20 protein-coding genes and 1 rRNA gene are annotated in these 25,151 nt (G+C 71.8%); 16 read left to right on the top strand and 5 right to left on the bottom strand.

Annotated features, from left to right (window positions below; translation table 11 throughout):
• The first annotated feature begins 95 nt into the window (after nt 1-95).
• The 3 genes from frr (at nt 96) to rlmN (ending at nt 3,320) form a co-directional block, all read left to right on the top strand.
• On the top strand, nt 96-617 hold the full coding sequence (gene frr / locus AB0O91_RS21750; RefSeq protein WP_363435848.1) for a ribosome recycling factor: 522 nt from the start codon (nt 96-98) through the stop codon (nt 615-617).
• Nucleotides 618-880: 263 nt separating this feature from the next.
• Nucleotides 881-2,143, top strand: coding sequence for a phosphatidate cytidylyltransferase (locus AB0O91_RS21745; RefSeq protein ID WP_363435680.1), 1,263 nt, complete (start codon nt 881-883; stop codon nt 2,141-2,143).
• 76 nt (nt 2,144-2,219) lie between these two features.
• Complete coding sequence (gene rlmN, locus AB0O91_RS21740) at nt 2,220-3,320, top strand: 23S rRNA (adenine(2503)-C(2))-methyltransferase RlmN (protein WP_363435678.1); 1,101 nt, start codon at nt 2,220-2,222, stop codon at nt 3,318-3,320.
• 17 nt (nt 3,321-3,337) lie between these two features.
• Here rlmN and AB0O91_RS21735 read toward each other — a convergent pair whose 3' ends face one another.
• From AB0O91_RS21735 to AB0O91_RS21720, 4 genes are all read right to left on the bottom strand, one after another.
• A complete protein-coding gene (locus AB0O91_RS21735) occupies nt 3,338-4,489 on the bottom strand; it encodes a hypothetical protein (RefSeq protein ID WP_363435676.1) in 1,152 nt (383 codons plus the stop codon).
• Nucleotides 4,490-4,537: 48 nt separating this feature from the next.
• Nucleotides 4,538-5,284: an ATP-binding cassette domain-containing protein gene (locus AB0O91_RS21730; RefSeq protein WP_363435674.1), complete on the bottom strand. Its 747-nt coding sequence runs from the start codon at nt 5,282-5,284 to the stop codon at nt 4,538-4,540.
• A gap of 229 nt (nt 5,285-5,513) precedes the next feature.
• Nucleotides 5,514-6,908: an aspartate aminotransferase family protein gene (locus AB0O91_RS21725; protein WP_350515316.1), complete on the bottom strand. Its 1,395-nt coding sequence runs from the start codon at nt 6,906-6,908 to the stop codon at nt 5,514-5,516.
• A complete protein-coding gene (locus tag AB0O91_RS21720) occupies nt 6,905-7,378 on the bottom strand; it encodes an Lrp/AsnC family transcriptional regulator (protein ID WP_030306695.1) in 474 nt (157 codons plus the stop codon). Before AB0O91_RS21720 ends, AB0O91_RS21725 begins: the two co-directional genes overlap by 4 nt.
• Before the next feature lie 299 nt (nt 7,379-7,677).
• On the opposite strand from AB0O91_RS21720, the gene AB0O91_RS21715 reads away from it, so the two are divergent.
• From AB0O91_RS21715 to AB0O91_RS21705, 3 genes are all read left to right on the top strand, one after another.
• Nucleotides 7,678-9,123, top strand: a complete 1,446-nt coding sequence (locus AB0O91_RS21715; protein WP_363435672.1) for a gamma-aminobutyraldehyde dehydrogenase — start codon at nt 7,678-7,680, stop codon at nt 9,121-9,123.
• 223 nt (nt 9,124-9,346) lie between these two features.
• Nucleotides 9,347-10,705, top strand: coding sequence for an aspartate aminotransferase family protein (locus tag AB0O91_RS21710; RefSeq protein ID WP_363435670.1), 1,359 nt, complete (start codon nt 9,347-9,349; stop codon nt 10,703-10,705).
• A 71-nt stretch (nt 10,706-10,776) separates the two neighbouring features.
• Complete coding sequence (locus AB0O91_RS21705) at nt 10,777-11,979, top strand: spermidine/putrescine ABC transporter substrate-binding protein (RefSeq protein WP_363435668.1); 1,203 nt, start codon at nt 10,777-10,779, stop codon at nt 11,977-11,979.
• 10 nt (nt 11,980-11,989) lie between these two features.
• On the opposite strand, the gene AB0O91_RS21700 is transcribed toward AB0O91_RS21705, so the two are convergent.
• Nucleotides 11,990-13,645: a PucR family transcriptional regulator ligand-binding domain-containing protein gene (locus AB0O91_RS21700; RefSeq protein WP_363435666.1), complete on the bottom strand. Its 1,656-nt coding sequence runs from the start codon at nt 13,643-13,645 to the stop codon at nt 11,990-11,992.
• A 274-nt stretch (nt 13,646-13,919) separates the two neighbouring features.
• Here AB0O91_RS21700 and AB0O91_RS21695 point away from each other — a divergent pair, with 274 nt between their 5' ends.
• The 10 genes from AB0O91_RS21695 to AB0O91_RS21650 form a co-directional block, all read left to right on the top strand.
• The gene (locus tag AB0O91_RS21695) at nt 13,920-15,431 is read left to right on the top strand and encodes a gamma-aminobutyraldehyde dehydrogenase (RefSeq protein ID WP_363435664.1); all 1,512 of its coding nucleotides are present in this window, start codon (nt 13,920-13,922) and stop codon (nt 15,429-15,431) included.
• Nucleotides 15,432-15,487: 56 nt separating this feature from the next.
• Entirely contained in the window at nt 15,488-16,747 is a 1,260-nt protein-coding gene (locus tag AB0O91_RS21690; RefSeq protein ID WP_363435662.1) for a spermidine/putrescine ABC transporter substrate-binding protein, read from the top strand.
• Between the two features lie 50 nt (nt 16,748-16,797).
• Entirely contained in the window at nt 16,798-17,937 is a 1,140-nt protein-coding gene (locus tag AB0O91_RS21685) for an ABC transporter ATP-binding protein (RefSeq protein ID WP_363435660.1), read from the top strand.
• A 32-nt stretch (nt 17,938-17,969) separates the two neighbouring features.
• Complete coding sequence (locus AB0O91_RS21680) at nt 17,970-18,863, top strand: ABC transporter permease (protein WP_363435846.1); 894 nt, start codon at nt 17,970-17,972, stop codon at nt 18,861-18,863.
• Nucleotides 18,863-19,666, top strand: a complete 804-nt coding sequence (locus AB0O91_RS21675) for an ABC transporter permease (protein WP_363435658.1) — start codon at nt 18,863-18,865, stop codon at nt 19,664-19,666. Before AB0O91_RS21680 ends, AB0O91_RS21675 begins: the two co-directional genes overlap by 1 nt.
• A 61-nt stretch (nt 19,667-19,727) precedes the next feature.
• Complete coding sequence (locus AB0O91_RS21670) at nt 19,728-21,122, top strand: FAD-dependent oxidoreductase (RefSeq protein WP_363435656.1); 1,395 nt, start codon at nt 19,728-19,730, stop codon at nt 21,120-21,122.
• A 182-nt stretch (nt 21,123-21,304) separates the two neighbouring features.
• Nucleotides 21,305-21,745 (top strand): hypothetical protein, encoded by a 441-nt coding sequence (locus AB0O91_RS21665; protein WP_363435654.1) that lies wholly within the window; start codon nt 21,305-21,307, stop codon nt 21,743-21,745.
• 109 nt (nt 21,746-21,854) lie between these two features.
• Nucleotides 21,855-22,661, top strand: a complete 807-nt coding sequence (locus AB0O91_RS21660; RefSeq protein ID WP_363435652.1) for a nucleotidyl transferase AbiEii/AbiGii toxin family protein — start codon at nt 21,855-21,857, stop codon at nt 22,659-22,661.
• Nucleotides 22,662-22,900: 239 nt separating this feature from the next.
• A complete protein-coding gene (locus AB0O91_RS21655; protein ID WP_363435650.1) occupies nt 22,901-24,424 on the top strand; it encodes a CoA-acylating methylmalonate-semialdehyde dehydrogenase in 1,524 nt (507 codons plus the stop codon).
• A gap of 636 nt (nt 24,425-25,060) precedes the next feature.
• Nucleotides 25,061-25,151, top strand: a 16S ribosomal RNA gene (locus tag AB0O91_RS21650); the annotation flags it as partial.

Genomic DNA, 25,151 nt, shown 5'->3' with positions numbered 1-25,151 from the left:
GACCGACGCCGGTCGGGACAACAGCAGATGAACCGGACAGGGAGACCACAGTGAGCGAAGCGATCGAAGAGACCCTCCTCGAGGCCGAGGAGAAGATGGAGAAGGCCGTCGTCGTCGCCAAGGACGACCTCGCGGCCATCCGCACCGGCCGTGCGCACCCGGCGATGTTCGCCAAGATCGTCGCCGAGTACTACGGCGCCGTGACGCCGATCAACCAGCTGGCCTCGTTCTCGGTGCCGGAGCCCCGGATGGCGGTCGTCTCGCCGTTCGACAAGACCGCTCTGAAGGCCATCGAGCAGGCGATCCGCGACTCCGACCTGGGCGTCAACCCCTCGAACGACGGCTCCATCATCCGGGTGGTGCTGCCGGAGCTGACCGAGGAGCGCCGCCGCGAGTTCATCAAGATCGCCCGGGGCAAGGGCGAGGACGCCAAGGTCTCGATCCGCGCGGTCCGCCGCAAGGCCAAGGACGGCATCGACAAGCTGGTGAAGGACGGCGAGGTCGGCGAGGACGACGGCCGCCGCGCCGAGAAGGAGCTCGACGACACGACGGCCAAGTACGTGGCCCAGGTCGACGAGCTGCTGAAGCACAAGGAATCCGAGCTGCTCGAGGTCTGATGAACGACGCCCCTGACGCCCCTGGCTACTGGGGCCCGTCCGACCAGCAGTTCCAGCCCTACCGCCCGGCGCCGCAGCCGCAGGCACCCCGGCCGTCGGCGCCCCCGGCGCCGGGGGCCGACGGGCACCCGGCACCGGTCCCGGGCGGCCGGGCCGCCCACCGGGGTGCGCCGGGTGCCGGGCCGGGTGACCAGGGCCTCCGTTCGGATCACCCGCAGCAGCCTCCGGTGTACTGGGGCGGCGACGCGGAGGAGACTCAGGTCATGCCTCCCGTACCGGCCGAGCCCGGCCCGCACCCCGGTGTGCCCGACCACGGCCCGGCCCAGGGCCCGTCGGCGGCGCCCGGTCGGCACCAGGCGCCCGGCTCGCTCCAGGCGCCCGGTCCGCACGGGGCCCCCGGGCCGTACCCGCCGGGCCCCGGTCCGCAGCAGGCCCCCGGTCCGTACCCGGCTCCGGGCCCGCAGCAGGCCCGCGGTCCGTACCCGGCGCCGCCGGGTGTGACGGAGACGGTCGTGCTGCGCGCGATAGCCGACGACGTCGCCCCCGCACCCGCCCCCGGCCACGGCACCCCGCCGTACCCGGGGGCTCCGGTGCATCCCGCGCCGCCGCAGAGCCACTGGGCGGCCGGGCAGCCCCCCTTCGTGCCGTCGTCCCATCCAGGGCAGGAGACACCCGTGGCCGCCCAGCCCGCCCCGCAGCCGGAGCCGCGCAAGCAGCGCGGCGGCCGTAACCTCCAAGCCGCCATAGGCGTGGGGGTGGGCCTCGGCGCGGTGATCATCGCCTCGCTGTTCGTGGTCAAGGCGTTGTTCCTGTTCGTCGTGATGGCCGCGGTGGCGGTCGGCAGCTGGGAGCTGACCACCCGGCTCGCCGAGCGCAAGCAGATCAAGGCGCCGCTGGTCCCGCTGCTGGTGGGCGGCGTCGCGATGGTCGCCACCGGCTACTGGGCCGGTGTCGAGTGGGCCGCAGCCTCGCTCGCGCTGACCGGGCTGGCGGTGATGGTCTGGCGGATGGCCGAGCCGCCGGAGAACTACCTGCGGGACATAACGGCGGGCGTGTTCACGGCCTTCTACGTGCCGTTCCTGGCGACCTTCGTGGCGATGATGCTGGCGGCCGACGACGGTCCCCAGCGGATCGTGCTCTTCCTGATCGTCACGATCTGCAGCGACACCGGCGCCTACGCGGTGGGCTACAAGTTCGGCCGGACCAAGCTGGCCCCGACGATCAGCCCGGGCAAGACCCGCGAGGGCCTGGCCGGCGGCATCGGCCTGTCGATGCTGGCGGGCGCCCTGCTGATGCAGCTGATCATCGACGGCGGCAGCTGGTGGCAGGGCCTGATCCTGGGCGGCTGCGCGGCGGTCACGGCGACCCTGGGCGACCTGGGCGAGTCGATGATCAAGCGCGACCTCGGGATCAAGGACATGGGCACCCTGCTGCCCGGCCACGGCGGCATCATGGACCGGCTGGACTCGCTGCTGCCGACCGCCCCGGTGGTCTGGCTGCTGCTGGCGGCCTTCGTCGGAAGCTAGCGCGGCGGCGAGCGCCAGGTGGGCCCCGGATGCCAGGCGTCCGGGGCCCTCGCGCGTCTGCGACACTTGAGGAACCATGCCTAAGCCCGGAGAACTCACCTTTGTCGCGCCGCGCGGCGCCAAGCCCCCGCGACACCTCGCCGACCTGAGCCCCGCCGAGCGCAAGGAGGCCGTCGCCGAGCTGGGCGAGCAGGGCTTCCGCGCCAAGCAGCTCTCCAACCACTACTTCGGCCGGATGTCGAACGACCCGGAGAGCTGGACGGACATCCCCGCCGCCAGTCGGGAGAAGCTCACCGAGGGCCTGCTGCCCGAGCTGATGTCGGTGGTGCGGCACGTGTCCTGTGACGACGACACCACCCGCAAGACGCTCTGGAAGCTGTTCGACGGCACGCTCGTCGAGTCGGTGCTGATGCGCTACCCGGACCGGGTCACCATGTGCATCAGCTCGCAGGCCGGCTGCGGCATGAACTGCCCGTTCTGCGCCACCGGCCAGGCCGGGCTGACCCGCAACCTGTCCACCGCCGAGATCGTCGAGCAGATCGCCGCCGGGATGCGCGCGCTCAAGGCCGGCGAGATCCCGGGCGGGGAGGCGCGGCTGTCCAACGTGGTCTTCATGGGGATGGGCGAGCCGCTGGCCAACTACAACCGGGTGCTGGCCGCGATCCGCCGGCTGACCGACCCGGCGCCGGACGGCTTCGGCCTGTCCCAGCGCGGGATCACCGTCTCCACCGTCGGCCTCGTCCCGGCGATGAACCGGCTGGCCGACGAGGGCCTCAGCTGCCGGCTGGCGCTGTCGCTGCACGCCCCGGACGACGAGCTGCGCGACGAGCTGGTCCCGGTGAACACCCGGTGGAAGGTCGCCGAGGTGCTGGACGCGGCCTGGAACTACGCGGAGAAGTCCGGTCGCCGGATCTCCATCGAGTACGCGCTGATCAAGGACATCAACGACCAGGCCTGGCGGGCCGACCTGCTCGGCCGGTTGATCAAGAACCACCGGGTGCACGTCAACCTGATCCCGCTGAACCCGACCCCGGGTTCCAAGTGGACCGCCTCCCGGCCCGAGGACGAGCGCGAGTTCGTCCGCCGGCTGCAGTCGCACGGCGTGCCGACGACCGTCCGCGACACCCGGGGCCAGGAGATCGACGGCGCCTGCGGCCAGCTCGCCGCGGCGGGCTGAGGGCCGAACGACAGCCGCTAGCGCAGGCCGGCGGCCGCCAGTGCGGCGGTCGCCCCGCCGGTCAGCAGCAGCGTGGTGCCCACCGCGAGGGTGCGCAGCGCGATCGCGCCGAACAGCAGCCGGGGCGAGGCGCCGAGGCGCAGCAGTGCCTCGGTGATCTCCCGCCGGTCGGTGCGGACCTCGGCGAGCCGGGCGATCACCGCCGCGGCGGTGCAGCCGAGCACCAGGCAGGCCTCGACGGCGGGCAGCGCGTCGGCGCTGTCCGGGGTGCCGATCCAGTAGCGGACGGTGGTCAGCACCAGCGCGACGGCCAGGGTGAGGACGGCCAGTGGCGGGCCGAGCCGGCGGGCCTGGGCGGTGAGGCCGCGGCCGGCCAGCAGCCGCAGCGGGGTGGGCCGTCCGACGGCGAGCAGCCGTCCGGTCCAGCCGAGCAGCGGGCCGGTGAGCAGGGCCAGGCCGAGCGCGCCGGCGGCCCACCCGCCGAGGGCGGCGGTGCTGGTGCTGCCGAGTCCGGCGGGTAGGTGGATCGGTCGGCCGTCGGCGGGTGCGCCGGGCCGCAGGGCGATGAGTTCGAGCGCGGCGCCGATCACCACCAGTCCGACCGGTACCGCGATCCGCAGCGGGCCGAAGCCGGTCCGGCCGCGGCTGCGGCCGCCGGGCAGGGTCTCGGCGACGGGGACCGACAGTGCGGCGGCGATGCCGGCGGTGACCGGGACCAGGGCGAGCAGGGTGACCGGGGCGGCGGCCGGCAGCGGTACGCCCATGCCGAGGTCGGGGGCGAGCGAGGGCCCGGCGATGTCGTTGCGCAGCACCAGGAAGAGCAGCAGGGTGAGCACGCTGCCGAGGGTGCAGGCGAGGGCGACCTCGCCGGCGATCAGGGCGCGGATCCGGCGGGAGCCGGCTCCGGCGGCGGTGAGCCCGGCCATCCGTTCGGGTCGCCGGGCGGGCACCGAGCGGGCGGCGACGGCCGCGAACCAGGCGACGGCGGCGAGCGGGGGCAGGCACCAGAGCAGCCGCTCCAGCGCGTCGGTGCCGCCGAGCGGGTCGCTCAGCGCCCGGCCGAGGGAGCGCAGCAGGAAGGCGGCGACGACGGCGGCCGCCAGTGCGGTGAGCAGCCAGCGGCCGAGGTCGGACACCCGGTATCCCCGGGCCAGGCGGAGGTAGAACACGTCGACTCTTTCAGCGGCTCGGCGTCGGCGTCGGCTTCGGCGGTTCCGTCAGCGGCGGGTGGCGGTGACGGTGGAGGCACTCGTGCTGCCGGTGCCGCGCGGGACGGGGGCGGCGGGGGCGGTGAGCCGTCCGTCGACGAGGGCGACGGCACGGTCCGCGAACCGGACGAGCTCGGGGTCGTGGGTGGCCAGGACGAGGGTCAGCTGGTGCGAGCGGGCCGCGCTGGTCAGTATCCGCAGGACCTGGTCGGCGGCTTCGCGGTGCAGCGGGGCGGTGGGGTCGTCGGCGAAGACCACGGGCGGCAGCGGGGCGAGGGCGCGGGCGACCGCGATCCGCTGGCACTGGCTCTGGACCAGCCGGTCGGGGCGCTGCCGGGCGACCTCGCCGACGTCGAGGCGCTCCAGCCACTCGGCGGCGGCGGTGTAGGCGGCCTTGTTGCCGGCGCCGGCCAGCAGCAGCGGCAGGGCGACGTTCTCGCGGGCGGTCAGTTCCGGCACCAGGTGCGGTTCGGAGCCGACGAAGCCGAAGCGGTCGCGGCGCAGCCGTTCCCGGCCGGCCCGGCCGAGGGTGTGGACGGGGGAGCTGTTGAACCAGACCTCGCCCTCGTCGACCGGGAGTTGGGCGGAGAGGCAGCCGAGCAGGGTGCTCTTGCCGGAGCCGCGCGGGCCGGTGACGGCGAGCACCTCGCCCTCGCGGACGCCGAGGGAGATGCCGCGCAGGGCGGGGGTGCCGTAGTGGGACTTGACGATCCCTCGGGCCCACAGCACGTCGTTGTCAGGCGGTGCCGCTGACATGAGGTTCCATCCTGGGGGCCGCAGGGATATGACAGTCGTCAGATTAGAACGACCGGGACGGGTCGCGGTTGCGGCGCACTGGGCCATCACGGGCAAATCACCCGCATTCAGGCATGTTTGGTCGTACGACTGTGATGTTGGCGGGTGATCGGAGCGCGAACGCCGCAGGGCGGTCCCGCGGGGAGCGGGACCGCCCTGCGGCGGAGGGTGGGGAGGGAGGATCAGGTGGTCAGATCTTCGCCCACGCGTCGGTGAGGCTGGTCCGCAGGATCTGCTCGATCTCGTCGAAGGTCGACTGGTCGGAGATCAGCGGCGGGGCCAGCTGGATGACCGGGTCGCCACGGTCGTCGGCGCGGCAGTACAGGCCGTTGTCGAAGAGCGCCTTCGACAGGAAGCCGTAGAGCACGCGCTCGACCTCGTCGTCGTTGAACGACTCCTTGGTGACCTTGTCCTTCACGAGCTCGATGCCGTAGAAGTACCCGTTGCCGCGGACGTCGCCGACGATCGGCAGGTCGCGCAGCTTGTTCAGGGTCCCCAGGAAGGCGGCCTCGTTGTCGAGGACCTTCTGGTTCAGGCCCTCGCGCTCGAAGATGTCGAGGTTGGCCAGCGCCACCGCGGAGGAGACCGGGTGGCCGCCGAAGGTGTAGCCGTGCAGGAAGGTGTTGTCACCCTTGTAGAACGGCTCGGCCAGGCGGTCCGAGATGATCGTGGCGCCGATCGGGGAGTAGCCCGAGGTCATGCCCTTGGCGCAGGTGATCATGTCGGGCTGGTAGCCGAACTTGTCGGCGCCGAACATGGTGCCGAGGCGGCCGAAGGCGCAGATGACCTCGTCCGAGACCAGCAGCACGTCATGGCGGTCGCAGATCTCGCGCAGGCGCTGGAAGTAGCCGGGCGGCGGCGGGAAGCAGCCACCGGCGTTCTGCACCGGCTCGACGAAGACGGCGGCGACGGTCTCGGCGCCCTCGTTGAGGATCGCGACCTCGATCTCGTCGGCGCACCAGCGGCCGTACGCCTCGGGGTCGACCGTGCCGTCCGGGCCTTCGAGGAAGGCCGGGGCGCGGTAGATGTTGGTGTTCGGGGCCTTGTGGGTGCCCGGCACCAGCGGCTCGAACGGGGCCTTCAGGCCCGGCAGGCCGGTGATGGACAGCGCGCCCTGCGGGGTGCCGTGGTAGGCGACGGCACGCGAGATGACCTTGTACTTGGTCGGCTTGCCGGTCAGCTTGAAGTACTGCTTGGCGAGCTTCCAGGCGGTCTCGACGGCCTCGCCGCCACCGGTGGAGAAGAAGACCTTGTTGAGGTCGCCCGGGGCGTAGTTGGCCAGGCGCTCGGCCAGCTCGACGGCCTTCGGGTGGGCGTAGCTCCACACCGGGAAGAAGGCGAGCTCCTTGGCCTGCTTGGCGGCGGCCTCGGCGAGCTCGGTGCGGCCGTGACCGGCCTGCACGACGAACAGGCCGGCCAGGCCGTCGATGTACTTCCGGCCCTTGTCGTCCCAGATGTACGTGCCCTCGCCCTTGACGATGGTCGGCACGGGGGAGTTCTCGTACGACGACATGCGGGTGAAGTGCATCCACAGGTGGTCGTAGGCGGTCTTGGAAAGGTCCTTCTGCGCCGGGTCGGCTGTCATCGGGTGCCCCAGGTGTAGGTCTGTTTCCGGAGCTTCAGGTAAACGAAGCTCTCGGTGCTCCGCACGCCGGGAAGCGCGCGGATGCGCTTGTTGATCATTTCGAGCAGGTGCTCGTCGTCCTCGCAGACCAGTTCGGCCAGGAGGTCGAACGAGCCTGCGGTGCAGACGACGTAGTCGACCTCGTCGAGGGCGGCCAGTGCGTCGGCGACGGGTTCGATGTCGCCCTCGACCCGGATGCCGACCATCGCCTGGCGGGTGAAGCCGACGGTGAGCGGGTCCGTGACGGCGACGATCTGCATCACGCCCTGGTCCAGCAGCTTCTGGACGCGCTGCCGTACGGCTGCCTCGGACAGGCCGACGGCCTTGCCGATGGCGGCGTACGGGCGGCGCCCGTCCTCCTGGAGCTGCTCGATGATCGCCTTGGAGGCGGCGTCGAGGGGAACGCTCGCGTTCCGGTCGCGGTTGGCCACGCGGCCACTGTGCCTGATCGAGCCCTTGTTCGCAAGCGTGGAAGCTGCTGATTTCGTCGCGATCCCCGGAATCACATGCGGATTTCATCGCCTCCAGGTACTACCTCTGTCGATCCCGGCAGTCTTCCAGGTACCCTGGCACGGTACGCGCGCGCCCCCGCAGGGCGGCGCGCGTTCCGCCACCAGTGGACCGCGCCGGTTCCGGCCCGGCCACTCGGCACCCTTCGTGGGCCGGACCCGCCGACGTACCATGGCGCCGGAATCTGCAATGCCGCAGGACCAGACCGAGGAGAGACTTCGTGAGCGACCTTCGCACGCTGCGCAACTACATCAACGGTGAGTTCGTCGACGCGGCCGACGGCCGCACGCTCGACATCGTCGACCCGACCACCGGCGAGGCGTACGCGACCTCGCCGCTGTCCGGTGCCGCTGACGTGGATGCCGCGATGGCCTCGGCCGCCGCCGCGTTCCCGGTCTGGCGCGACGCCACCCCGAGCACCCGGCAGAAGCTGCTGCTCAAGATCGCCGACGCGGTGGAGGCCCGGGCCGACGAGATCGTCGACGCCGAGGTGCGCAACACCGGCAAGCCCCGTGGGCTGACCCTCTCCGACGAGATCGGCCCGATGGTGGACCAGATCCGCTTCTTCGCCGGTGCCGCCCGCCTGCTGGAGGGCAAGGCCGCCGGTGAGTACATGGACGGGATGACCTCGATCATCCGCCGCGAGCCGGTCGGCGTCTGTGCCCAGGTCGCGCCGTGGAACTACCCGATGATGATGGCGGTGTGGAAGTTCGCCCCGGCGATCGCCGCGGGCAACACCGTGGTGCTGAAGCCCTCGGACACCACCCCGGCCTCCACCGTGCTGCTGGCCGAGATCATCGGCGGCATCCTCAAGGACCTGGAGCTGCCGGCCGGCGTCTTCAACGTCATCTGCGGTGACCGCGAGACCGGCAAGCTGATGGTCGAGCACCGGACCCCGGCGATGGCCTCCATCACCGGTTCGGTCCGGGCCGGCATCCAGGTCGCCGAGTCGGCCTCCAAGGACGTCAAGCGCGTCCACCTGGAGCTGGGCGGCAAGGCCCCGGTCGTGGTCTTCGAGGACGCCGACATCGCCGAGGCCGTCGAGGGCATCTCGGTGGCGGGCTACTTCAACGCCGGTCAGGACTGCACCGCCGCCACCCGCGTGCTGGTGCACGAGTCGATCCACGACGCCTTCGTCGAGGCGCTGGCCAAGGCCGCGGCCGAGACCAAGACCGGTGGCGTGGACGACGAGGACGTGCTGTACGGCCCGCTGAACAACGCCAACCAGCTGAAGCAGGTGTCCGGCTTCATCGAGCGGCTGCCCGCCCACGCCAAGGTCGAGGCCGGCGGCCACCGGGTCGGCGACAAGGGCTACTTCTACGCCCCGACCGTCGTCTCCGGCCTGCTGCAGGACGACGAGATCATCCAGAACGAGGTCTTCGGCCCGGTCATCACCGTGCAGAAGTTCACCGACGAGGACCAGGCCGTCGAGTACGCCAACGGCGTCGAGTTCGCGCTGGCCTCCTCGGTATGGACCAAGGACCACGCCCGGGCCATGCGGATGTCCCGTCGCCTGGACTTCGGCTGCGTCTGGATCAACACCCACATCCCGCTGGTCGCCGAGATGCCGCACGGCGGCTTCAAGAAGTCCGGCTACGGCAAGGACCTCTCCTCGTACGGCTTCGAGGACTACACCCGGGTGAAGCACGTCATGACCGCGATCTAGCGGGTCGTGACGGTCGGGCGCAGGATGACCGCGATCTAGCGGGTCGTGACGGTCGGGCGCAGGATGACCGCGATCTGAGCGACGGCTCAGGTCGGATGAACTGACAATGGGCCCGGGGCGTTTCGCCCCGGGCTCTGTCGCTTTGCACCCTGTCGGCGGGTCGTGCGTCCGGCTGACAGGATGAAACTGCACTTCGGAGCCGCCCGGCCCTAGCCTTACCGGCATGAGCATCCCCACCGCTGACTCAGCCGCCGGCCAGGCCGTCAAGGCCGCCGACCGCGCGCACGTCTTCCACTCGTGGTCCGCCCAGGCGCTGATCGACCCCCTCGCGGTGGCCGGCGCCGAGGGCTCGTACTTCTGGGACTACGACGGCAACCGCTACCTCGACTTCTCGTCGCAGCTGGTCAACACCAACATCGGTCACCAGCACCCGAAGGTGGTCGCCGCGATCCAGGAGCAGGCGGCGAAGCTCTGCACCCTGGCCCCCGGTTTCGCGGTCGAGGCGCGCAGCGAGGCGGCCCGGCTGATCGCCGAGCGCACCCCGGGGGACCTGGACAAGATCTTCTTCACCAACGGCGGCGCCGAGGCGGTCGAGAACGCCGTCCGGATGGCCCGGCTGCACACCGGTCGGCAGAAGGTGCTCTCCACCTACCGCTCGTACCACGGCGCCACCGCCAACGCGATCGCCCTCACCGGCGACCCGCGGCGCTGGGCCAGCGAGACCGGTGTCTCCGGCGTGGTGCACTTCTGGGGCCCGTACGCCTACCGCTCCAACTTCCACGCCGAGAACGAGGCGCAGGAGTGCGAGCGCGCCCTGGAGCACCTGGAGCAGGTGATCGCCTTCGAGGGGCCGGGCACCGTCGCGGCGGTCATCCTGGAGAGCGTGGTCGGCACCGCGGGCATCCTGGTCCCGCCGCCGGGCTACCTGGCCGGGGTGCGGGAGATCTGCGACCGGTACGGGATCGTGTTCATCCTGGACGAGGTGATGGCCGGCTTCGGCCGCACCGGTGAGTGGTTCGCGGCCGACCACTGGGGCGTGGTGCCGGACCTCCTGACCTTCGCCAAGGGCGTCAACTCGGGCTACGTCCCGCTGGGCGGCGTCGCGATCAGCGCCGAGATCGCCGCCACCTTCGCCGAGCGGCCGTTCCCCGGCGGGCTCACCTACTCCGGGCACCCGCTGGCCTGCGCCTCGGCGGTGGCCACCATCAACGCCATGGCGGAGGAGGGCATCGTCGCGAACGCCAAGCACATCGGCGAGACGGTGCTCGGCCCCGGCCTGCGCGAGCTGGCCGAGCGCCACCCCTCGATCGGCGAGGTGCGCGGCCTCGGCGTGTTCTGGGCGCTCGACCTGGTGCGGAACCGGGAGACCCGCGAGCCGCTCGTCCCCTACAACGCCGCGGGCGCCGACAACGCGCCGATGGCCGAGCTGGCCGCCGCCTGCAAGCGGCGCGGGCTCTGGCCGTTCGTCAACATGAACCGCCTCCACGTCGTCCCGCCGTGCACCGTCACCGAGGAGGAGGCCAAGACCGGCCTCGCGGTGCTGGACGAGGTGCTGTCGCTCGCCGACGCGCACACTGGCTGACGTACCTACCAGGACGGCCCCGGGCGCACCCGCGTGTCCCGGGGCCGTTCCACGCTCCGGAAGGCCCCCACATGTCCCGCAGCTCCACCCTGACCCGCCGACCCTCCGACCCGTCCGCGCTGCGCCGGCGTTCCGTCCTCGGCGGGGTCGCGCTGCTCGGCGCCGGCACGCTGACCGGCTGCGGCATCCCGTCCGCGTACGTCGCGGAGGACCGCCGCTCGGCGCCGGACCGCTCGGAGCGCGACAAGCGGCTGAACTTCTCCAACTGGACGCAGTACATCGACACCGACGACCAGGGGCGGCGCCCGACCCTGGACGGCTTCAGCGAGAAGACCGGGATCGCGGTCACCTACACCGAGGACATCAACGACAACGACGAGTTCTTCGGCAAGATCAGCCCGGTGCTCACCCAGGGCGCCGACCCGGGCCGGGACCTGATGGTGATCAGCGACTGGATGGCCGGGCGGTACGTCTCGCTCGGCTGGGTGCAGGCGATGGACCGGGCCAACCTGCCCAACGTCACCGCCAACCTCGACCCCCAGCTGTCGAACCCGGTCTTCGACCCGGGGCGCCGGCGCAGCGTGCCCTGGCAGTCCGGGATCACCGGCATCGCGTACAACCGCAAGGCGCTCGGCCGGGAGCTCGGGTCCACCGCCGACCTGTGGGCGCCCGACCTCAAGGGCCGGATCACGCTGTTCGCCGGGCTGGACGAGGCGCTCGGACTGCTGATGCTCTCCCAGGGCGCGGACATCTCGCGGTTCAGCGACGACGACGCGCACCGGGCGATGGACCTGGTGCAGAAGATGGTCGACACCGGTCACGTCCGCCGCTTCACCGGCAACGACTACACCAGCGACCTCGCCTCCGGCGCCGCCCTCGCCTGCCAGGCCTACTCCGGCGACGCCGTCCAACTCACCGCCGAGAACCCGGACATCGCCTTCCTGGTGCCGGAGGAGGGCGGCGAGCTGTGGGCGGAGAGCCTGATGATCCCCAACCGGGCCGTCCACAAGCGCAATGCCGAGCTGCTGGTCGACTACTACTACCAGCCGGAGGTGGCGGCCGAACTGGCCGCGGCCGTCCAGTACATCTGCCCGGTGCCGGCCGCCCGCGAGGTGCTGGCGAACAGCGGGGACAAGGACAAGGCCGAACTCGCCGAGAACCCGCTGGTGTTCCCGACCGAGGAGATGCGGGCCCGGCTGCACGGCATGCGCGACGTCACCTCGGCCGAGCGGCCGGAGCTGCACAAGGTGTGGGGGCGCATCACCGGGGTGTGAGCCCGCCGGCCTACCGGCGGACGGCGTCCAGCGCGAGCAGCGCCACGTGCAGGGAGAGGCAGGACTCCACCTGGTCGAGGTCGACGCCGAGGATCCGCTCGACCTTGTGCAGCCGGTCGTAGAAGGAGGGTCGGGACAGGTGGGCGGCGTCGGCCGCCGCCGACTTGTTCCGGCCCTGCTCCAGGTAGATCCGCAGCATCTGCACCAACTGGCCGTTGTGCTCGGCGTCGTGGGCCAGTAGCGGGCCCAACTCCCGTTCCACGTACGTCTGCAGGCGGGCGTCGTCGCGCAACAGGTGCAGCAGGCCGCGCAGTCGGACGTCCGGCAGCCGGTAGTAGGAGGCGGTCCGGCCGCCGCCGGGCGCGTCGTGCAGGGCCGCGTCGGCGACCTGGGCGGCCTCCAGCAGGGTGCGCCGGGCGTCCCGGACCGAGCCGACCGAGGAGCCGACCGCCACCACCGGGCCCGGGGCGTCGGGGCCCTCCCGGCCGGCCTCGGCGGACATCCGGCGCAGGGTGGCGGAGAAGGAGTCCAGCGCGCCGTGCTCGTCCTGCTGGGTGCCGAGCGCGATCAGCAGCCCGACGCCCTCGTCGTCCAGCGCGCCGACCAGGGCGGACAGCCGGCTGGCCCGGACGGCGCCGGCCGCCAGCTCGGTGAAGTCGCGCAGCCGGGCCTGCGCCTCCAGCGCGGCCGGGATCGGCCCGCGGCGCTGCCGCAGCACCACGCCGACCAGCCGTCGGCCCTCCAGCGGGACGCCGAGCGCCTGGGCGCGCAGGGCCACCTCGGAGACGGTCAGCGCGTGGGTGAGGATGCCGGAGAGCAGGGTGCGGTGGGTCTGCCGCTCCAGGCTCTCCCGGTCGCGCACCACCAGCCGGTTCAGCGCCAGCGCGGAGGCGCCGCGCTCCAGCAGCATGGCGTGCGGGTGGGCCTCGCCCTCCGGCAGCGGGCCGGGCTCCTGGACCAGCACCAGCCGGCCCCAGTCCTGGCCGCGGGCGCCGACGGTGGTCACCAGCCAGCCGCTGCGCGGGTCGTGGCCGGTGCGGCCGGGCGGGCGGACCCCGCGCGACCGGCGCTCCCAGTCCTCCAGCAGCTCGGCCTCCGGGCGCCCGGCGCTGTCGTGGGCGAGCACCTGGTGCGCGAGGTTCTCCAGCACCACCGGCGCGCCCGCCATCCGGGCCACCTGGCGGATCACCTCGGGCGGCTCGGCGCCCTCCACCACCAGCTCGTTGAAGACCTGGTGGACGGACTCCGAGACCCGCAGCTGCTCCAGCTGGGCGTTCACCACCAGGGCGTGCACGGCCTCGGTGACGGCGACGAAGCGCACCTCGCGGCGGAGCGCGATCACCGGCAGCCCGCGCTGCTCGGCGGCGTGCACCAGGGCGCGCGGGAGGGTGTCGAAGTAGCGCCGGCCGAACTCGACCACCAGGCCGGCCACGCCGACCTCGTCCAGGTCGCGGACGTAGCGGGCCAGGCCCTCGCGGTCCTCGGGCAGCGCGATGCCGGTGGTCAGCACCAGCTCGCCGCCCTGCAGCACCCCGGCGACGTCGGGCAGCTCGCTGACGTGGACCCAGCGGACCGGCCGCTCCAGGCGGTCGGCGCCGGCCACCACCTGGGGCAGGCCGCGCCGCATCACCTCCAGGTCGAGCACGCGGGCGACGGTGGGGAGCATCGCGGGCCTCCAGGGCCGGGGGAGGAGGGAACGGCGGGGCAGCCGGGGGAGCGGAGGAAAGGGGGACAGGGTGTCAGGTGAATCATGCATCGTCCCGACGACCTGTCACCCTGCGAAGAGCCTTGCACTCTGTAAGGCCCTTCGTGTCGAGACTGTCGAAGTGACCCTTGTCACGTCAACCCTGCACTTGGCAAGGTCAGCGGGACCGCAGACCCCCACCGCGGAAGCGTTTCGCCGCAGCGCGGTCGAACCGCAGGCACTTGGAGGAACCCAGATGGACCTGACCGACTTCGGCGCGGGCGCGCAGTACATCGCCGGCCGGCAGACCCGGGGGAACGGCGAACCCTTCCAGGTCGTCAACCCCGCCGACGGCAGCGTGGTCGAGCAGGTCGCCCTGGCCACCCCGGCCGACGTGGACGGCGCGGTCGCCGCCGCCCGGGCCGCCCTGCCCGGCTGGTCCTCCGCCACCCCCGGCGCGCGGTCCGAGGCGCTCACCCGGCTGGCCGCCGTCCTGGGCGGGGCCGCGGACGAGCTCGCCCGGGTGGAGACCGCCCAGACCGGCAAGCCGGTCAAGCTGGCCACCGAGTTCGACGTCCCCGGCACGGTCGACAACGCCGCGTTCTTCGCCGGCGCCGCCCGCAACCTGGAGGGCAAGGCCGCCGGCGAGTACTCCGGCGACCACACCTCCTACGTGCGGCGCGAGGCGATCGGCGTGGTCGGCTCGATCTCGCCCTGGAACTACCCCCTGCAGATGGCCGCCTGGAAGATCCTGCCGGCGATCGCGGCGGGCAACACCATCGTGCTCAAGCCGGCCGAGCTGACCCCGCTGACCTCGCTGATGTTCGCCCGGGCCTGCACCGAGGCGGGCATCCCGGACGGCGTGGTCAACGTGGTCACCGGCGCCGGGCGTACGGCCGGCGAGCACCTGGTCGCCCACCCCGACGTCGCGATGGTCTCCTTCACCGGCTCCACCGCCGTCGGCCGACGGGTCGCCGAACTCGCCACCGCGACGGTCAAGCGCACCCACCTGGAACTCGGCGGCAAGGCCCCGTTCGTGGTCTTCGACGACGCCGACCTGGACGCCGTGGTGCACGGCGCCGTCGCCGCCGCGCTGATCAACGGCGGCCAGGACTGCACCGCCGCCACCCGCGCGTACGTCCAGCGCCCGCTCTACGAGGCCTTCGTCGCCGGGGTCGCCGAGCTGTTCGCGGCGGTCCGGATCGGCGACCCGCGCGACCCGCGCACCGACCTCGGCCCGCTGGTCTCCTTCGCCCACCGGGACCGGGTGGCCGGCTTCGTGGAGCGCGCCCGCTCCTACGCCACCGTCGTCACCGGCGGCCCGGCCCCGGAGCGCGGCCACGACGGCTTCGACCTGACCCGGGGCGCCTACTACGCGCCGACCCTGATCACCGGCGCCGCCCAGGACAGCGAGGTGGTCCAGGGCGAGATCTTCGGCCCGGTGCTGGTGGTGCTGCCCTTCGACGGCGACGACGAGGGCCTGCGACTGGCCAACGACACCCCGTACGGCCTGGCCGCCTCGGCCTGGACGGGCAACGTGCACCGCTCGCTGCGCGCCACCCGGGAGCTCGCCGCCGGCTGCGTCTGGGTCAACGACCACATCCCGATCATCAGCGAGATGCCGCACGGCGGCTACAAGGCGTCCGGCTACGGCAAGGACATGTCCCAGTACTCGCTGGACGAGTACACCCAGGTCAAGCACGTCATGTTCGACACCACCGCGGTGGCCCGCAAGGACTGGCACCGCACCGTCTTCGGAGACAGATAACCCCCGAGACCGGGGTGCTCCCCCACGCACCCCTCTTTCCCCAGGAGGCCCGTTCCATGGCGTTCAAGGCGTTCAACGAGCTCACCGACGGTCTGCCCGAACCCGTCCGCAAGGCCTGGGAACGCAGCCTGGCCGGTGGCCGGGCCGCGGTCGGCCGCCGCACCCTGCTGCGCGCCGCCGCGCTGACCGCCGGGGCGGGCACCCTGGCCGCCTGCGGCATCCCGGCCGCCCCCAGGGCGACCGGCGACTCGACCGCCAACGCCGCCAAGGACTTCTCGGACAGTGAGAAGGAGGTGGACTTCTCCAACTGGCCGCTGTACATCGACACCGACGAGAAGGACAAGCAGAAGCACGGCACCCTGGACGCCTTCACCGCCGCCACCGGGATCAAGGTCAAGTACAACGAGGACGTCAACGACAACGTCGAGTTCTTCGGCAAGGTCAAGCCGCAGCTGGCGGCCGGCCAGGACACCGGCCGCGACCTGGTGGTGCTCACCGACTGGATGGCGGCCCGGCTGATCCGGCTCGGCTGGGCGCAGAAGCTCGACCCGGCGAACGTCACCACCGCGATCACCAACGTCGAGGCCCGCTTCCGCGCCCCCGACTGGGACCCGGGCCGGCTCTACACCTACCCCTGGGCCGGCATCCAGACCGTCGTCGCGTACAACCGGAAGGCGACCAGGGGCAAGGAGGTCACCAGCGTCTCCCAACTGCTGGACGACCCCGAGCTGAAGGGCCGGGTCACCTTCCTCTCCGAGATGCGCGACAGCATCGGGATGGTCCTGCTGGACCAGGGCAAGGACCCGGCGAAGTTCACCGCGGACGACTACGACGCCGCGGTCGCCCGGCTGCAGAAGGCCGTCGACAACAAGCAGATCCGCCGGTTCACCGGCAACGACTACGGCCAGGAGCTGTCCTCCGGGGACATCGCCGCCTGCATCGCCTGGGGCGGTGACCTGATCCAACTGCGCGCCGACAACCCGGACATCGAGTTCGCCATCCCGGAGAAGGGCTACCTGGCCTCGACCGACAACATGCTGGTCCCGGCCAAGGCGCGGCACAAGACGAACGCGGAAAAGCTGATCGACTTCTACTATCAGCCGAAGATCGCGGCGCAGCTGGTCGCGGGCATCGGCTTCGTCTCCGCCGTCACCGGGATGAAGGAGGAGCTCGCCACCCTCGCCCCGGACACCGCGGCCAACCCGCTGGTCGTACCCACCCCCGAGATGGCGGCCAAGGCGCACGTGTTCCGCACGCTCACCGAGGGCGAGGAGAGCGACTTCGAGCAGAAGTTCTCCAAGCTCATCGGCGCCTGACCCGCACCCGGCCCACAGACCCTGCCGGCAGACAGACCAGGAAGACACCCATGACAGACCAGCTGCGCGACGCGGCCGGCGGCGACGTCCGCCTCACCGGCATCGGCAAGACCTACGGCTCGTTCACCGCCGTCCACCCGCTCGACCTGACCGTCCCCCAGGGCTCCTTCTTCGCCCTGCTCGGCGCCTCCGGCTGCGGCAAGACCACCACCCTGCGCATGATCGCCGGCCTGGAGGAGCCCACCAGCGGCACCGTCCTGATCGGCGGCCAGGACGTCACCGCGCTGCCCCCGTACAAGCGGCCGGTGAACACCGTCTTCCAGAGCTACGCGCTCTTCCCGCACCTGGACATCTTCGAGAACGTCGCCTTCGGCCTGCGCCGGCGCGGCAGGAAGGACGTCAAGAAGCAGGTCGAGGAGATGCTGGAGCTGGTCGAGCTGGGCCCGTACGCCCGCCGCAAGCCGCACCAGCTCTCCGGCGGCCAGCAGCAGCGCGTCGCGGTCGCCCGGGCACTGATCAACCACCCCCAGGTGCTGCTGCTGGACGAGCCGCTCGGAGCCCTCGACCTCAAGCTGCGCCGCCAGATGCAGCTGGAGCTCAAGCGGATCCAGACCGAGGTCGGCATCACCTTCGTGCACGTCACCCACGACCAGGAGGAGGCCATGACGATGGCCGACACCATCGCGGTGATGAACGGCGGCCGGGTCGAGCAGCTGGGCGCGCCCGCCGACCTGTACGAGAATCCCGGCACCACCTTCGTGGCCAACTTCCTCGGGCAGTCCAACCTGCTGCCCGCCGAGGTCACCGGCGGTGCGGGCGAGGACCTGCTGCTCACCGTGGCCGGTGCCCGGCTGGCGGTGCCGAGGGCGCGCTGCAGCACCGAGGCCAAGCAGGTCCACCTGGGCGTGCGGCCGGAGAAGATCACCATCGCCCACGCCTCCGAGCAGGTCGCCGAGGGCCGCAACCGGCTGTCCGGCACCGTGCTCGACTCCAGCTTCATCGGCGTCTCCACCCAGTACGTGGTGCGCACCGACGGCGGCCAGGAGGTCACCGTCTTCGAGCAGAACATGGAGCGCGACACCCGGATCGTGCCCGGCGCTCCGGTGCAGCTGCACTGGAACCCGGCGCACTCCTTCGCGCTGGACGCCGCCCAGGCGATCGACGCGGGCACCGGGGAGGCGGCCGCGTGACCACCACCACCCCGGCGGCCGCACCCCAGGTCATCCCGCTCCCGGAGGCCGGGCCGAAGCCGAAGCGCAAGCTCACCCCGTACTGGCTGCTGCTGCCCGGCATCGCCTGGCTGGTGATCTTCTTCGCCGTCCCGATGGTCTACCAGGCGTCCACCTCGCTGCAGACCGGCTCGCTCGAAGCGGGCTTCAAGGTCACCTGGCACGTCTCGACCTACTGGGACGCCCTGGTCGAGTACAAGTGGCACTTCGTCCGCTCGTTCTCCTACGCGGCCATCGCCACCGTGCTCTGCCTGGCCGTCGGCTACCCGCTGGCGTACACCATCGCCTTCAAGGCGAGCCGGCGCTGGCGCAACGTGATCCTGATCCTGGTCATCGCGCCGTTCTTCACCAGCTTCCTGATCCGCACGCTGGCCTGGAAGACCATCCTGTCCGACGGCGGCCCGGTGGTCGGCGCGCTCAACACCCTGCACGTCCTGGACGTGACCAACGCGCTCGGGCTCACCTCCGGGGACCGGGTGCTCGCCACCCCGCTCGCCGTGGTCTGCGGTCTGACCTACAACTTCCTGCCGTTCATGATCCTGCCGCTGTACACCTCGCTGGAACGGATCGACCCCCGGCTGCACGAGGCGGCCGGCGACCTCTACGCCCGGCCGTTCACCACCTTCCGCAAGGTCACCTTCCCGATCTCGCTGCCGGGCGTGGTCGCGGGCACCCTGCTGACCTTCATCCCGGCCTCCGGCGACTACATCAACGCCCAGCTGCTGGGCTCGCCGAGCGAGCAGATGGTCGGCAACGGCATCCAGAAGCAGTTCCTGAACGTGCTCGACTACCCCACGGCGGCCGCGCTGAGCTTCATCCTGATGGCCCTGATCCTGGGCATGGTGACGGTCTACATGCGCAAGGCCGGGACGGAGGAACTGGTCTGATGTCCCGCATCCTGAAGTGGGTCCGCGCCCACCTGGTGGTCCTGGCCGGCCTGTTGGCCCTCGCCTACCTGGTGCTGCCCAACCTGGTCGTGCTGGCCTTCTCGTTCAACAAGCCGGTCGGCAAGTTCAACTACGAGTGGAACGAGTTCTCCACCGACGCCTGGACCAACCCCTGCGGCGTGGCCGACATGTGCCAGTCGCTCTCGCTCAGCCTGCAGATCGCGGTGCTCGCCACCGTCGGCGCCACCGTGCTCGGCACCATGGTCGCCTTCGCGCTGGCCCGCTACCGCTTCCGCGGCCGCTCCGCCACCACCGCGATGATCTTCCTGCCGATGGCCATGCCCGAGGTGGTCATGGCCGCCTCGCTGGGGACGCTGTTCCTCAACATGCGCATCCCGTTCGGCTTCACCACCATCCTCATCGCGCACATCATGTTCTGCCTCAGCTTCGTGGTGACCGCCGTCAAGGCGCGCGTGATGAGCATGGACCCGAGGCTCGAACAGGCCGCCCAGGACCTCTACGCGACCCCCACCCAGACCTTCCTGCGGGTCACCCTGCCGCTGGCCGCCCCCGGCATCGCCGCCGGCGCGCTGCTCAGCTTCGCGCTCTCCTTCGACGACTTCATCATCACCCAGTTCAACTCGGGCCCGACCACGGTCACCTTCCCGATGTTCGTCTGGGGCGCCTCGCAGCGCGGCATCCCGGTGCAGGTGAACGTCATCGGCACCGCGATGTTCGTGGCCGCGGTCGCGCTGACCGTGGCGGGCCAGTGGCTCGGCAACCGCCGGAAGGCCGCCGCCTGACGTACGGTCGGTCAGCGGTGGCCCGAAACATCACCTATCCGTAGAAAGTGGCTGATAATGCATGGACTCCGCCCGCGCGCTCAGTGACGCCAGGCCCACCCCCTTCTGGCTGGAGGACCCGGGTCGGCCGGCGGCCCTGCCCGCCCTGGTCGGCGACACCACCTGCGACCTGCTGGTCGTCGGCGGCGGCTACTCCGGCCTGTGGACCGCCCTCATCGCCAAGGAGCGCGACCCCTCGCTGGACGTCGTCCTGGTCGAGGGCAACGAGGTCGGGTGGGCCGCGTCCGGGCGCAACGGCGGATTCTGCGCGGCCAGCCTCACCCACGGCTTCGGCAACGGCCTGGACCGCTGGCCGTCCGAACTGGCCGAGCTCGAACGCCTCGGTGCCGTCAACCTCGACGGCATCGAGGCCACCCTCAAGCGCTACGGCATCGACGCCGAGTGGGAGCGCACCGGTGAGATCGACGTCGCCACCCAGCCCCACCAGGTCGAGGAACTGCACGAGATGGCCGAGGCCGTCGCCCGCTACGGCCTCGACCTGACCGTCCTGGACGCCGACCAGCTGCGCGCCGAGGTGAACTCGCCGACCTTCCTCGGCGGGGTCTGGGACAAGGACGGCGTGGCCATGGTCCACCCGGCCAAGCTCGCCTGGGGCCTCAAGGAGGCCTGCCTGGGCCAGGGCGTGCGGATCTTCGAGCACACCCGGGCCACCGAACTGCGCGAGCACGGCAGCGGGATGGCCGCCCGCACCCCGTACGGCCGGGTCTTCGCCCGCCGGGTCGCGCTCGGCACCAACGTGTTCCCGTCCCTGCTCAAGCGCGTCCGTCCGTACGTCGTGCCGGTGTACGACTACGCGCTGATGACCGAGCCGCTCAGCGACGAGCAGCTCGCCTCGATCGGCTGGCGCGGCCGGCAGGGGCTCGGCGACAGCGCCAACAAGTTCCACTACTTCCGGCTCTCCGCGGACAACCGGATCCTCTGGGGCGGCTACGACGCGGTCTACCACTACGGCGGCCGCGTCCGGCACGAGTACGACCAGCGCCCGGAGACCTTCCGCACCCTGGCGCACCACTTCTTCCGCTGCTTCCCGCAGTTGGAGGGGCTGCGCTTCACCAACGCCTGGGGCGGCGCCATCGACACCTGCAGCCGGTTCTCGGCGTTCTTCGACACCGCCTACCGGGGCAAGGTCGCCTACGCCGTCGGATTCACCGGGCTCGGCGTCGGCTCGACCCGCTTCGGCGCCGAGGTGATGCTCGACCTGCTCGCGGGCGGGCGCACCGAGCGCACCTCGCTGGACATGGTGCGCTCCAAGCCGCTGCCGTTCCCGCCCGAGCCGGTGCGCTGGGCCGGGATCGAGATCACCACCCGCTCGCTGGAGCGCGCCGACCGCAACGGCGGCCACCGCAACCTCTGGCTGCGCACCCTCGACCGGCTGGGGCTCGGCTTCGACAGCTGACCGAGCCGGTGACCGGCTACCTCGGCGGCCGGGTGCTCCGGCGGCCGACCGTCGAGTACCGCCGGGTATGTTCCCGCGACCCGTGTAAGAGGGACCCGCCGTCCGCCTCTCCCTGGTGACGGCGGGTCTCGTACGCCCCGCCGCGCCCGACCGGTACGAACGGCGAGAAGCGGGGACATGACATGGAGTGCACCGGACTGGACTGGCTCGCCCAGGTGGCACCGGACCCGGAGGCCTTCCGGGAGCGGTGGGAACGCACCGGGCTCGGCCTGATGCTGCTGCCGGCCGGACGCCGCTGGGACGTGCTGGTCGTCCCCGGCCGCCTCGGCCGCCCGGCCGCGGACCTCCTCGGCCTCCTGGCCACCGGCCCGCGGGGCCCGGTCCTGGCCGACTTCGGGGAGGAGCACGTCAGCTTCCTGGTGCCGGTCGGCACGGCCGCCCGCTGGGTCGGCACCGGCGTGCGCGGCGCGGGGGAGGGCACCTGGATCGTCGTCCCCCACCCCGGACGCAGCAGCCGGGGGGTGCGCTGGCTGGTGCCCCCCGACGGCTCCGGGCGGCTCAACGACCCGGTGCTGCTGGAGCTGGTCCTGCACGAGGCGGCGGCCGGGCTCGGCGGCTGGTAGCGCTCTACCGCGGTGGCCGTGCGCTGGCGGCGCGGCGCCCGTGGCGGTGGCTGCGGGGCCTGAGCGCGGTGGCTGCGCGCGGGGCGGGCCGTCGGGTCAGACTGGAGGCGTGACCACCGCCCCGCACACCGTCGACGCGTCCCTTCGGCCGGGCCCCGCCCAGCTGCGCCTGGCCGCCGTCGCCGGGCCGGTCTGCGTCCGGTACGGGCTGGCGCTGGCCGGTGGGCACGCGCTGCGCGCCCACGGTGTGGCGGCCTGTCCGCAGGACGGGCTCACCCTGGCCACCGGTGGCGCCGATCTGCCGGAGGTGGCCGCTGCGCTGGCCGGGGCGTACCGCGCGGCCGGCGGCGAGGCCGTGGAGCGGCCGGGCGCGCCACGCCTGGAACAACTCACCGTACGGCTGGCGCTGGGCGGGCGGTCGCACTCGGTGGAGCTGCGGAAGGAGCCGCTCGGCCACCGGCCGGTCCGGCTGGACTTCGGCGTTCCGGCGGCGGACTCCGCCGGCCCGCCCGGCCCCGGGCCGGCGGTCGTGCTGCCGGATGAGCCGCCGGTGGTGCTGCCGGTGGTTGCCCTGGAGGACGCGGCCGCGCTCACCACCGCCCTGCTGGTCGACCGGGGCATGCCGCGCGACCTGATCGACGTGCACGCCCTCACCCGCAACTACCGGGAGGGCGAACTGCTGGTGCTGGCAGGTGAGTTGGACCCTGACTTCCAGGCGGCCGCGCTCGCCGACCGGCTGGAGACGCTGGCCGAGGCGGCGGACGGCCGGTTCCGGGCCCGGGGCGTCGAGGCCGGGGCGGTGGACGGGCTCAAGCGGTGGGCACTGGCCTGGGCGCAGGACCTGCGGCTGGACCTGCTGGAGACCCGGGAGGCCGCGGACGGGTTGCACGATCCGTACCTGGAGGACGAGGAGTGAGGGCGAGCGGCCCTGGGACCGGTTCCGGCCGGTTCACCCGTCCGGGGGAGTGGCTGGACGACCTGTAAGGCTGAATCCGTGATCCCCGTCAGCCTGTTCGTTGAGCCGTGCCCCGAGCGCCACCAGACTGGGAGACGAGCGCGGTAGCCCCGTGAATTTCCGTCGCCCGGCCCTCTCGCGGGCGGCGCCAGACCGGACCGGTGGCAGGACGCCGCCCGGGACTTCGGAGGCAGACGGACTTGAGCAAGCACATCACCCACTGGATCGGCGGCCGGTCGGTCGCCACCGCCGGTGCGGCGCCCCGCCGCGGCGACATCTTCGACCCCGCCACCGGCCAGGTGGCCGGCCAGGTGGACTTCGCCGGGATCGCCGAGGTCGACCAGGCCGTGGCCGCCGCGGCCTCGGCCTTCGCCGAGTGGCGCACCGCCTCGGTGGCCAAGCGGTCCACGGTGCTCTTCGCCTTCCGCGAGCTGCTGAACGCCCGCCGGGACGAGCTGGCCTCGATCATCGTCGCCGAGCACGGCAAGGTGCACTCGGACGCGCTGGGCGAGATCGCCCGCGGCCTGGAGGTCGTCGAGTACGCCTGCGGCATCCCGCAGCTGATCAAGGGCGGCTTCACCGAGCAGGCCTCCACCGGCATCGACGTCTACTCGATCCGCCAGCCGCTCGGCCCGGTCGCGATCATCTCGCCGTTCAACTTCCCGGCCATGGTGCCGATGTGGTTCTTCCCGATCGCCATCGCGGCCGGCAACACCGTCGTGGTGAAGCCCTCCGAGAAGGACCCGTCCGCCGCCAACTTCCTGGCGGAGCTGTGGAAGGAGGCGGGGCTGCCGGACGGCGTCTTCAACGTCGTGCACGGCGACAAGGTCGCCGTCGACCGACTGCTGGAGCACCCGGACATCAAGTCCGTCAGCTTCGTCGGCTCGACCCCGATCGCCCGCTACGTCTACGAGACCGGCACCCGCTACGGCAAGCGCGTGCAGGCCCTCGGCGGCGCCAAGAACCACATGCTGGTGCTGCCCGACGCCGACCTCGACCTCGCGGCCGACGCCGCCGTCAACGCCGGCTTCGGCGCGGCGGGCGAGCGCTGCATGGCCGTCTCCGTCCTGGTCGCGGTCGACCCGATCGGCGACGAGCTGGTCGACAAGATCAAGCAGCGGATCGCCACCCTGAAGGTCGGCCCCGGCTGCAACGGCGAGTCCGAGATGGGCCCGCTGGTCACCGGCCAGCACCGCGACAAGGTCACCTCCTACGTCGAGTCCGGTGTCGCCGACGGCGCCGAGCTCGCGGTGGACGGCCGCAAGCACCCGATCACCGCCGAGGACCGGAACGGCTCCCCGACCTCCGAGGGCTTCTGGCTCGGCCCCACGCTGTTCGACCACGTGAAGCCCGGCATGTCCGTCTACAACGACGAGATCTTCGGCCCGGTCCTCTCGGTCGTGCGCGTCGCCTCGTACGACGAGGGCCTGGCACTCATCAACGCCAACCCGTACGGCAACGGGACCGCCCTCTTCACCAACGACGGCGGCGCGGCCCGGCGCTTCCAGTTCGAGGTGGAGGTCGGCATGGTCGGCATCAACGTGCCGATCCCGGTGCCGGTCGCCTACTACTCCTTCGGCGGCTGGAAGGCCTCGCTGTTCGGCGACGCCCACGCGTACGGCCCGGACGGCGTGCAGTTCTTCACCCGCGGCAAGGCCGTGACCCAGCGCTGGCTGGACCCGTCCCACGGCGGCATCAACCTGGGCTTCCCCACCAACAGCTGAGCCCGCCCGCGCCGCAGGCCGGACCCCTCTCCCCGGGGTCCGGCCTGCCCCCTTTGCAGGTCGTTTGCATCCGGACGCAGATGCGCGTACAGTTCTTCGAGCTGCCTGGCTGGGAGCACCGGACACGCATCCGCGCGGACGGTCCCGGGGCAGCCAATCCTTTGGAACACCACTTCTCGGTTCGTGCCGGCTGTTTCGCTTTTTCGCGTCTCGGTTCGGTGCTTATTTGGCATGTGCGTTTTATCGGATTGCGGCCGGATTCGCTTTTCGGAGCGGGGATCGGCTAGAGTTTGGAACGTCGGACGGGGCGTCAAGCCGCAGACGACACCAGCGAGTTGGATGACGAAGCCCCGGAAAACGGAGCGGAAAACATCTGGTAAGCTGGAAACACGAAAGAACGAAGCGCCCGGAGGGCCCGCTGGAAGGCGGTCCGAAGGAAGCGTCCGTTCCTTGAGAACTCAACAGCGTGCCAAAAGTCAACGCCAGATATGTTGACATCCCCGGCCTCGGTCACTTGATCGGGGTTGGAGATTCCTTTTGAAATAACACTAGCGAGGACGCAGTGCGCGGGGCCGCCCTATTCCGGTGGTTGCCGTGCCGCTCAACGCGGGTGTTTGACCGGATTACCGGTTGACATTCACGGAGAGTTTGATCCTGGCTCAGGACGAACGCTGGCGGCGTGCTTAACACATGCAAGTCGAACGGTGAAGCCCTTCGGGGTGGATCA

Source organism: Kitasatospora sp. NPDC089797, assembly GCF_040684795.1.
Taxonomy (GTDB): domain Bacteria; phylum Actinomycetota; class Actinomycetes; order Streptomycetales; family Streptomycetaceae; genus Kitasatospora.
This window is presented reverse-complemented; position numbering and strand designations above follow the sequence as displayed.

What these genes read in the sequence shown, in the direction of transcription:
- frr (WP_363435848.1), top strand. Translation starts at nt 96, where the DNA reads ATGGAGAAGGCCGTCGTCGTCGCCAAGGACGACCTCGCGGCCATCCGC.
- AB0O91_RS21745 (WP_363435680.1), top strand. Translation starts at nt 881, where the DNA reads ATGCCTCCCGTACCGGCCGAGCCCGGCCCGCACCCCGGTGTGCCCGAC.
- rlmN (WP_363435678.1), top strand. Translation starts at nt 2,220, where the DNA reads ATGCCTAAGCCCGGAGAACTCACCTTTGTCGCGCCGCGCGGCGCCAAG.
- AB0O91_RS21730 (WP_363435674.1), bottom strand. Translation starts at nt 5,284, where the DNA reads ATGTCAGCGGCACCGCCTGACAACGACGTGCTGTGGGCCCGAGGGATC.
- AB0O91_RS21725 (WP_350515316.1), bottom strand. Translation starts at nt 6,908, where the DNA reads ATGACAGCCGACCCGGCGCAGAAGGACCTTTCCAAGACCGCCTACGAC.
- AB0O91_RS21710 (WP_363435670.1), top strand. Translation starts at nt 9,347, where the DNA reads ATGAGCATCCCCACCGCTGACTCAGCCGCCGGCCAGGCCGTCAAGGCC.
- AB0O91_RS21705 (WP_363435668.1), top strand. Translation starts at nt 10,777, where the DNA reads ATGTCCCGCAGCTCCACCCTGACCCGCCGACCCTCCGACCCGTCCGCG.
- AB0O91_RS21700 (WP_363435666.1), bottom strand. Translation starts at nt 13,645, where the DNA reads ATGCTCCCCACCGTCGCCCGCGTGCTCGACCTGGAGGTGATGCGGCGC.
- AB0O91_RS21695 (WP_363435664.1), top strand. Translation starts at nt 13,920, where the DNA reads ATGGACCTGACCGACTTCGGCGCGGGCGCGCAGTACATCGCCGGCCGG.
- AB0O91_RS21690 (WP_363435662.1), top strand. Translation starts at nt 15,488, where the DNA reads ATGGCGTTCAAGGCGTTCAACGAGCTCACCGACGGTCTGCCCGAACCC.
- AB0O91_RS21685 (WP_363435660.1), top strand. Translation starts at nt 16,798, where the DNA reads ATGACAGACCAGCTGCGCGACGCGGCCGGCGGCGACGTCCGCCTCACC.
- AB0O91_RS21675 (WP_363435658.1), top strand. Translation starts at nt 18,863, where the DNA reads ATGTCCCGCATCCTGAAGTGGGTCCGCGCCCACCTGGTGGTCCTGGCC.
- AB0O91_RS21670 (WP_363435656.1), top strand. Translation starts at nt 19,728, where the DNA reads ATGGACTCCGCCCGCGCGCTCAGTGACGCCAGGCCCACCCCCTTCTGG.
- AB0O91_RS21665 (WP_363435654.1), top strand. Translation starts at nt 21,305, where the DNA reads ATGGAGTGCACCGGACTGGACTGGCTCGCCCAGGTGGCACCGGACCCG.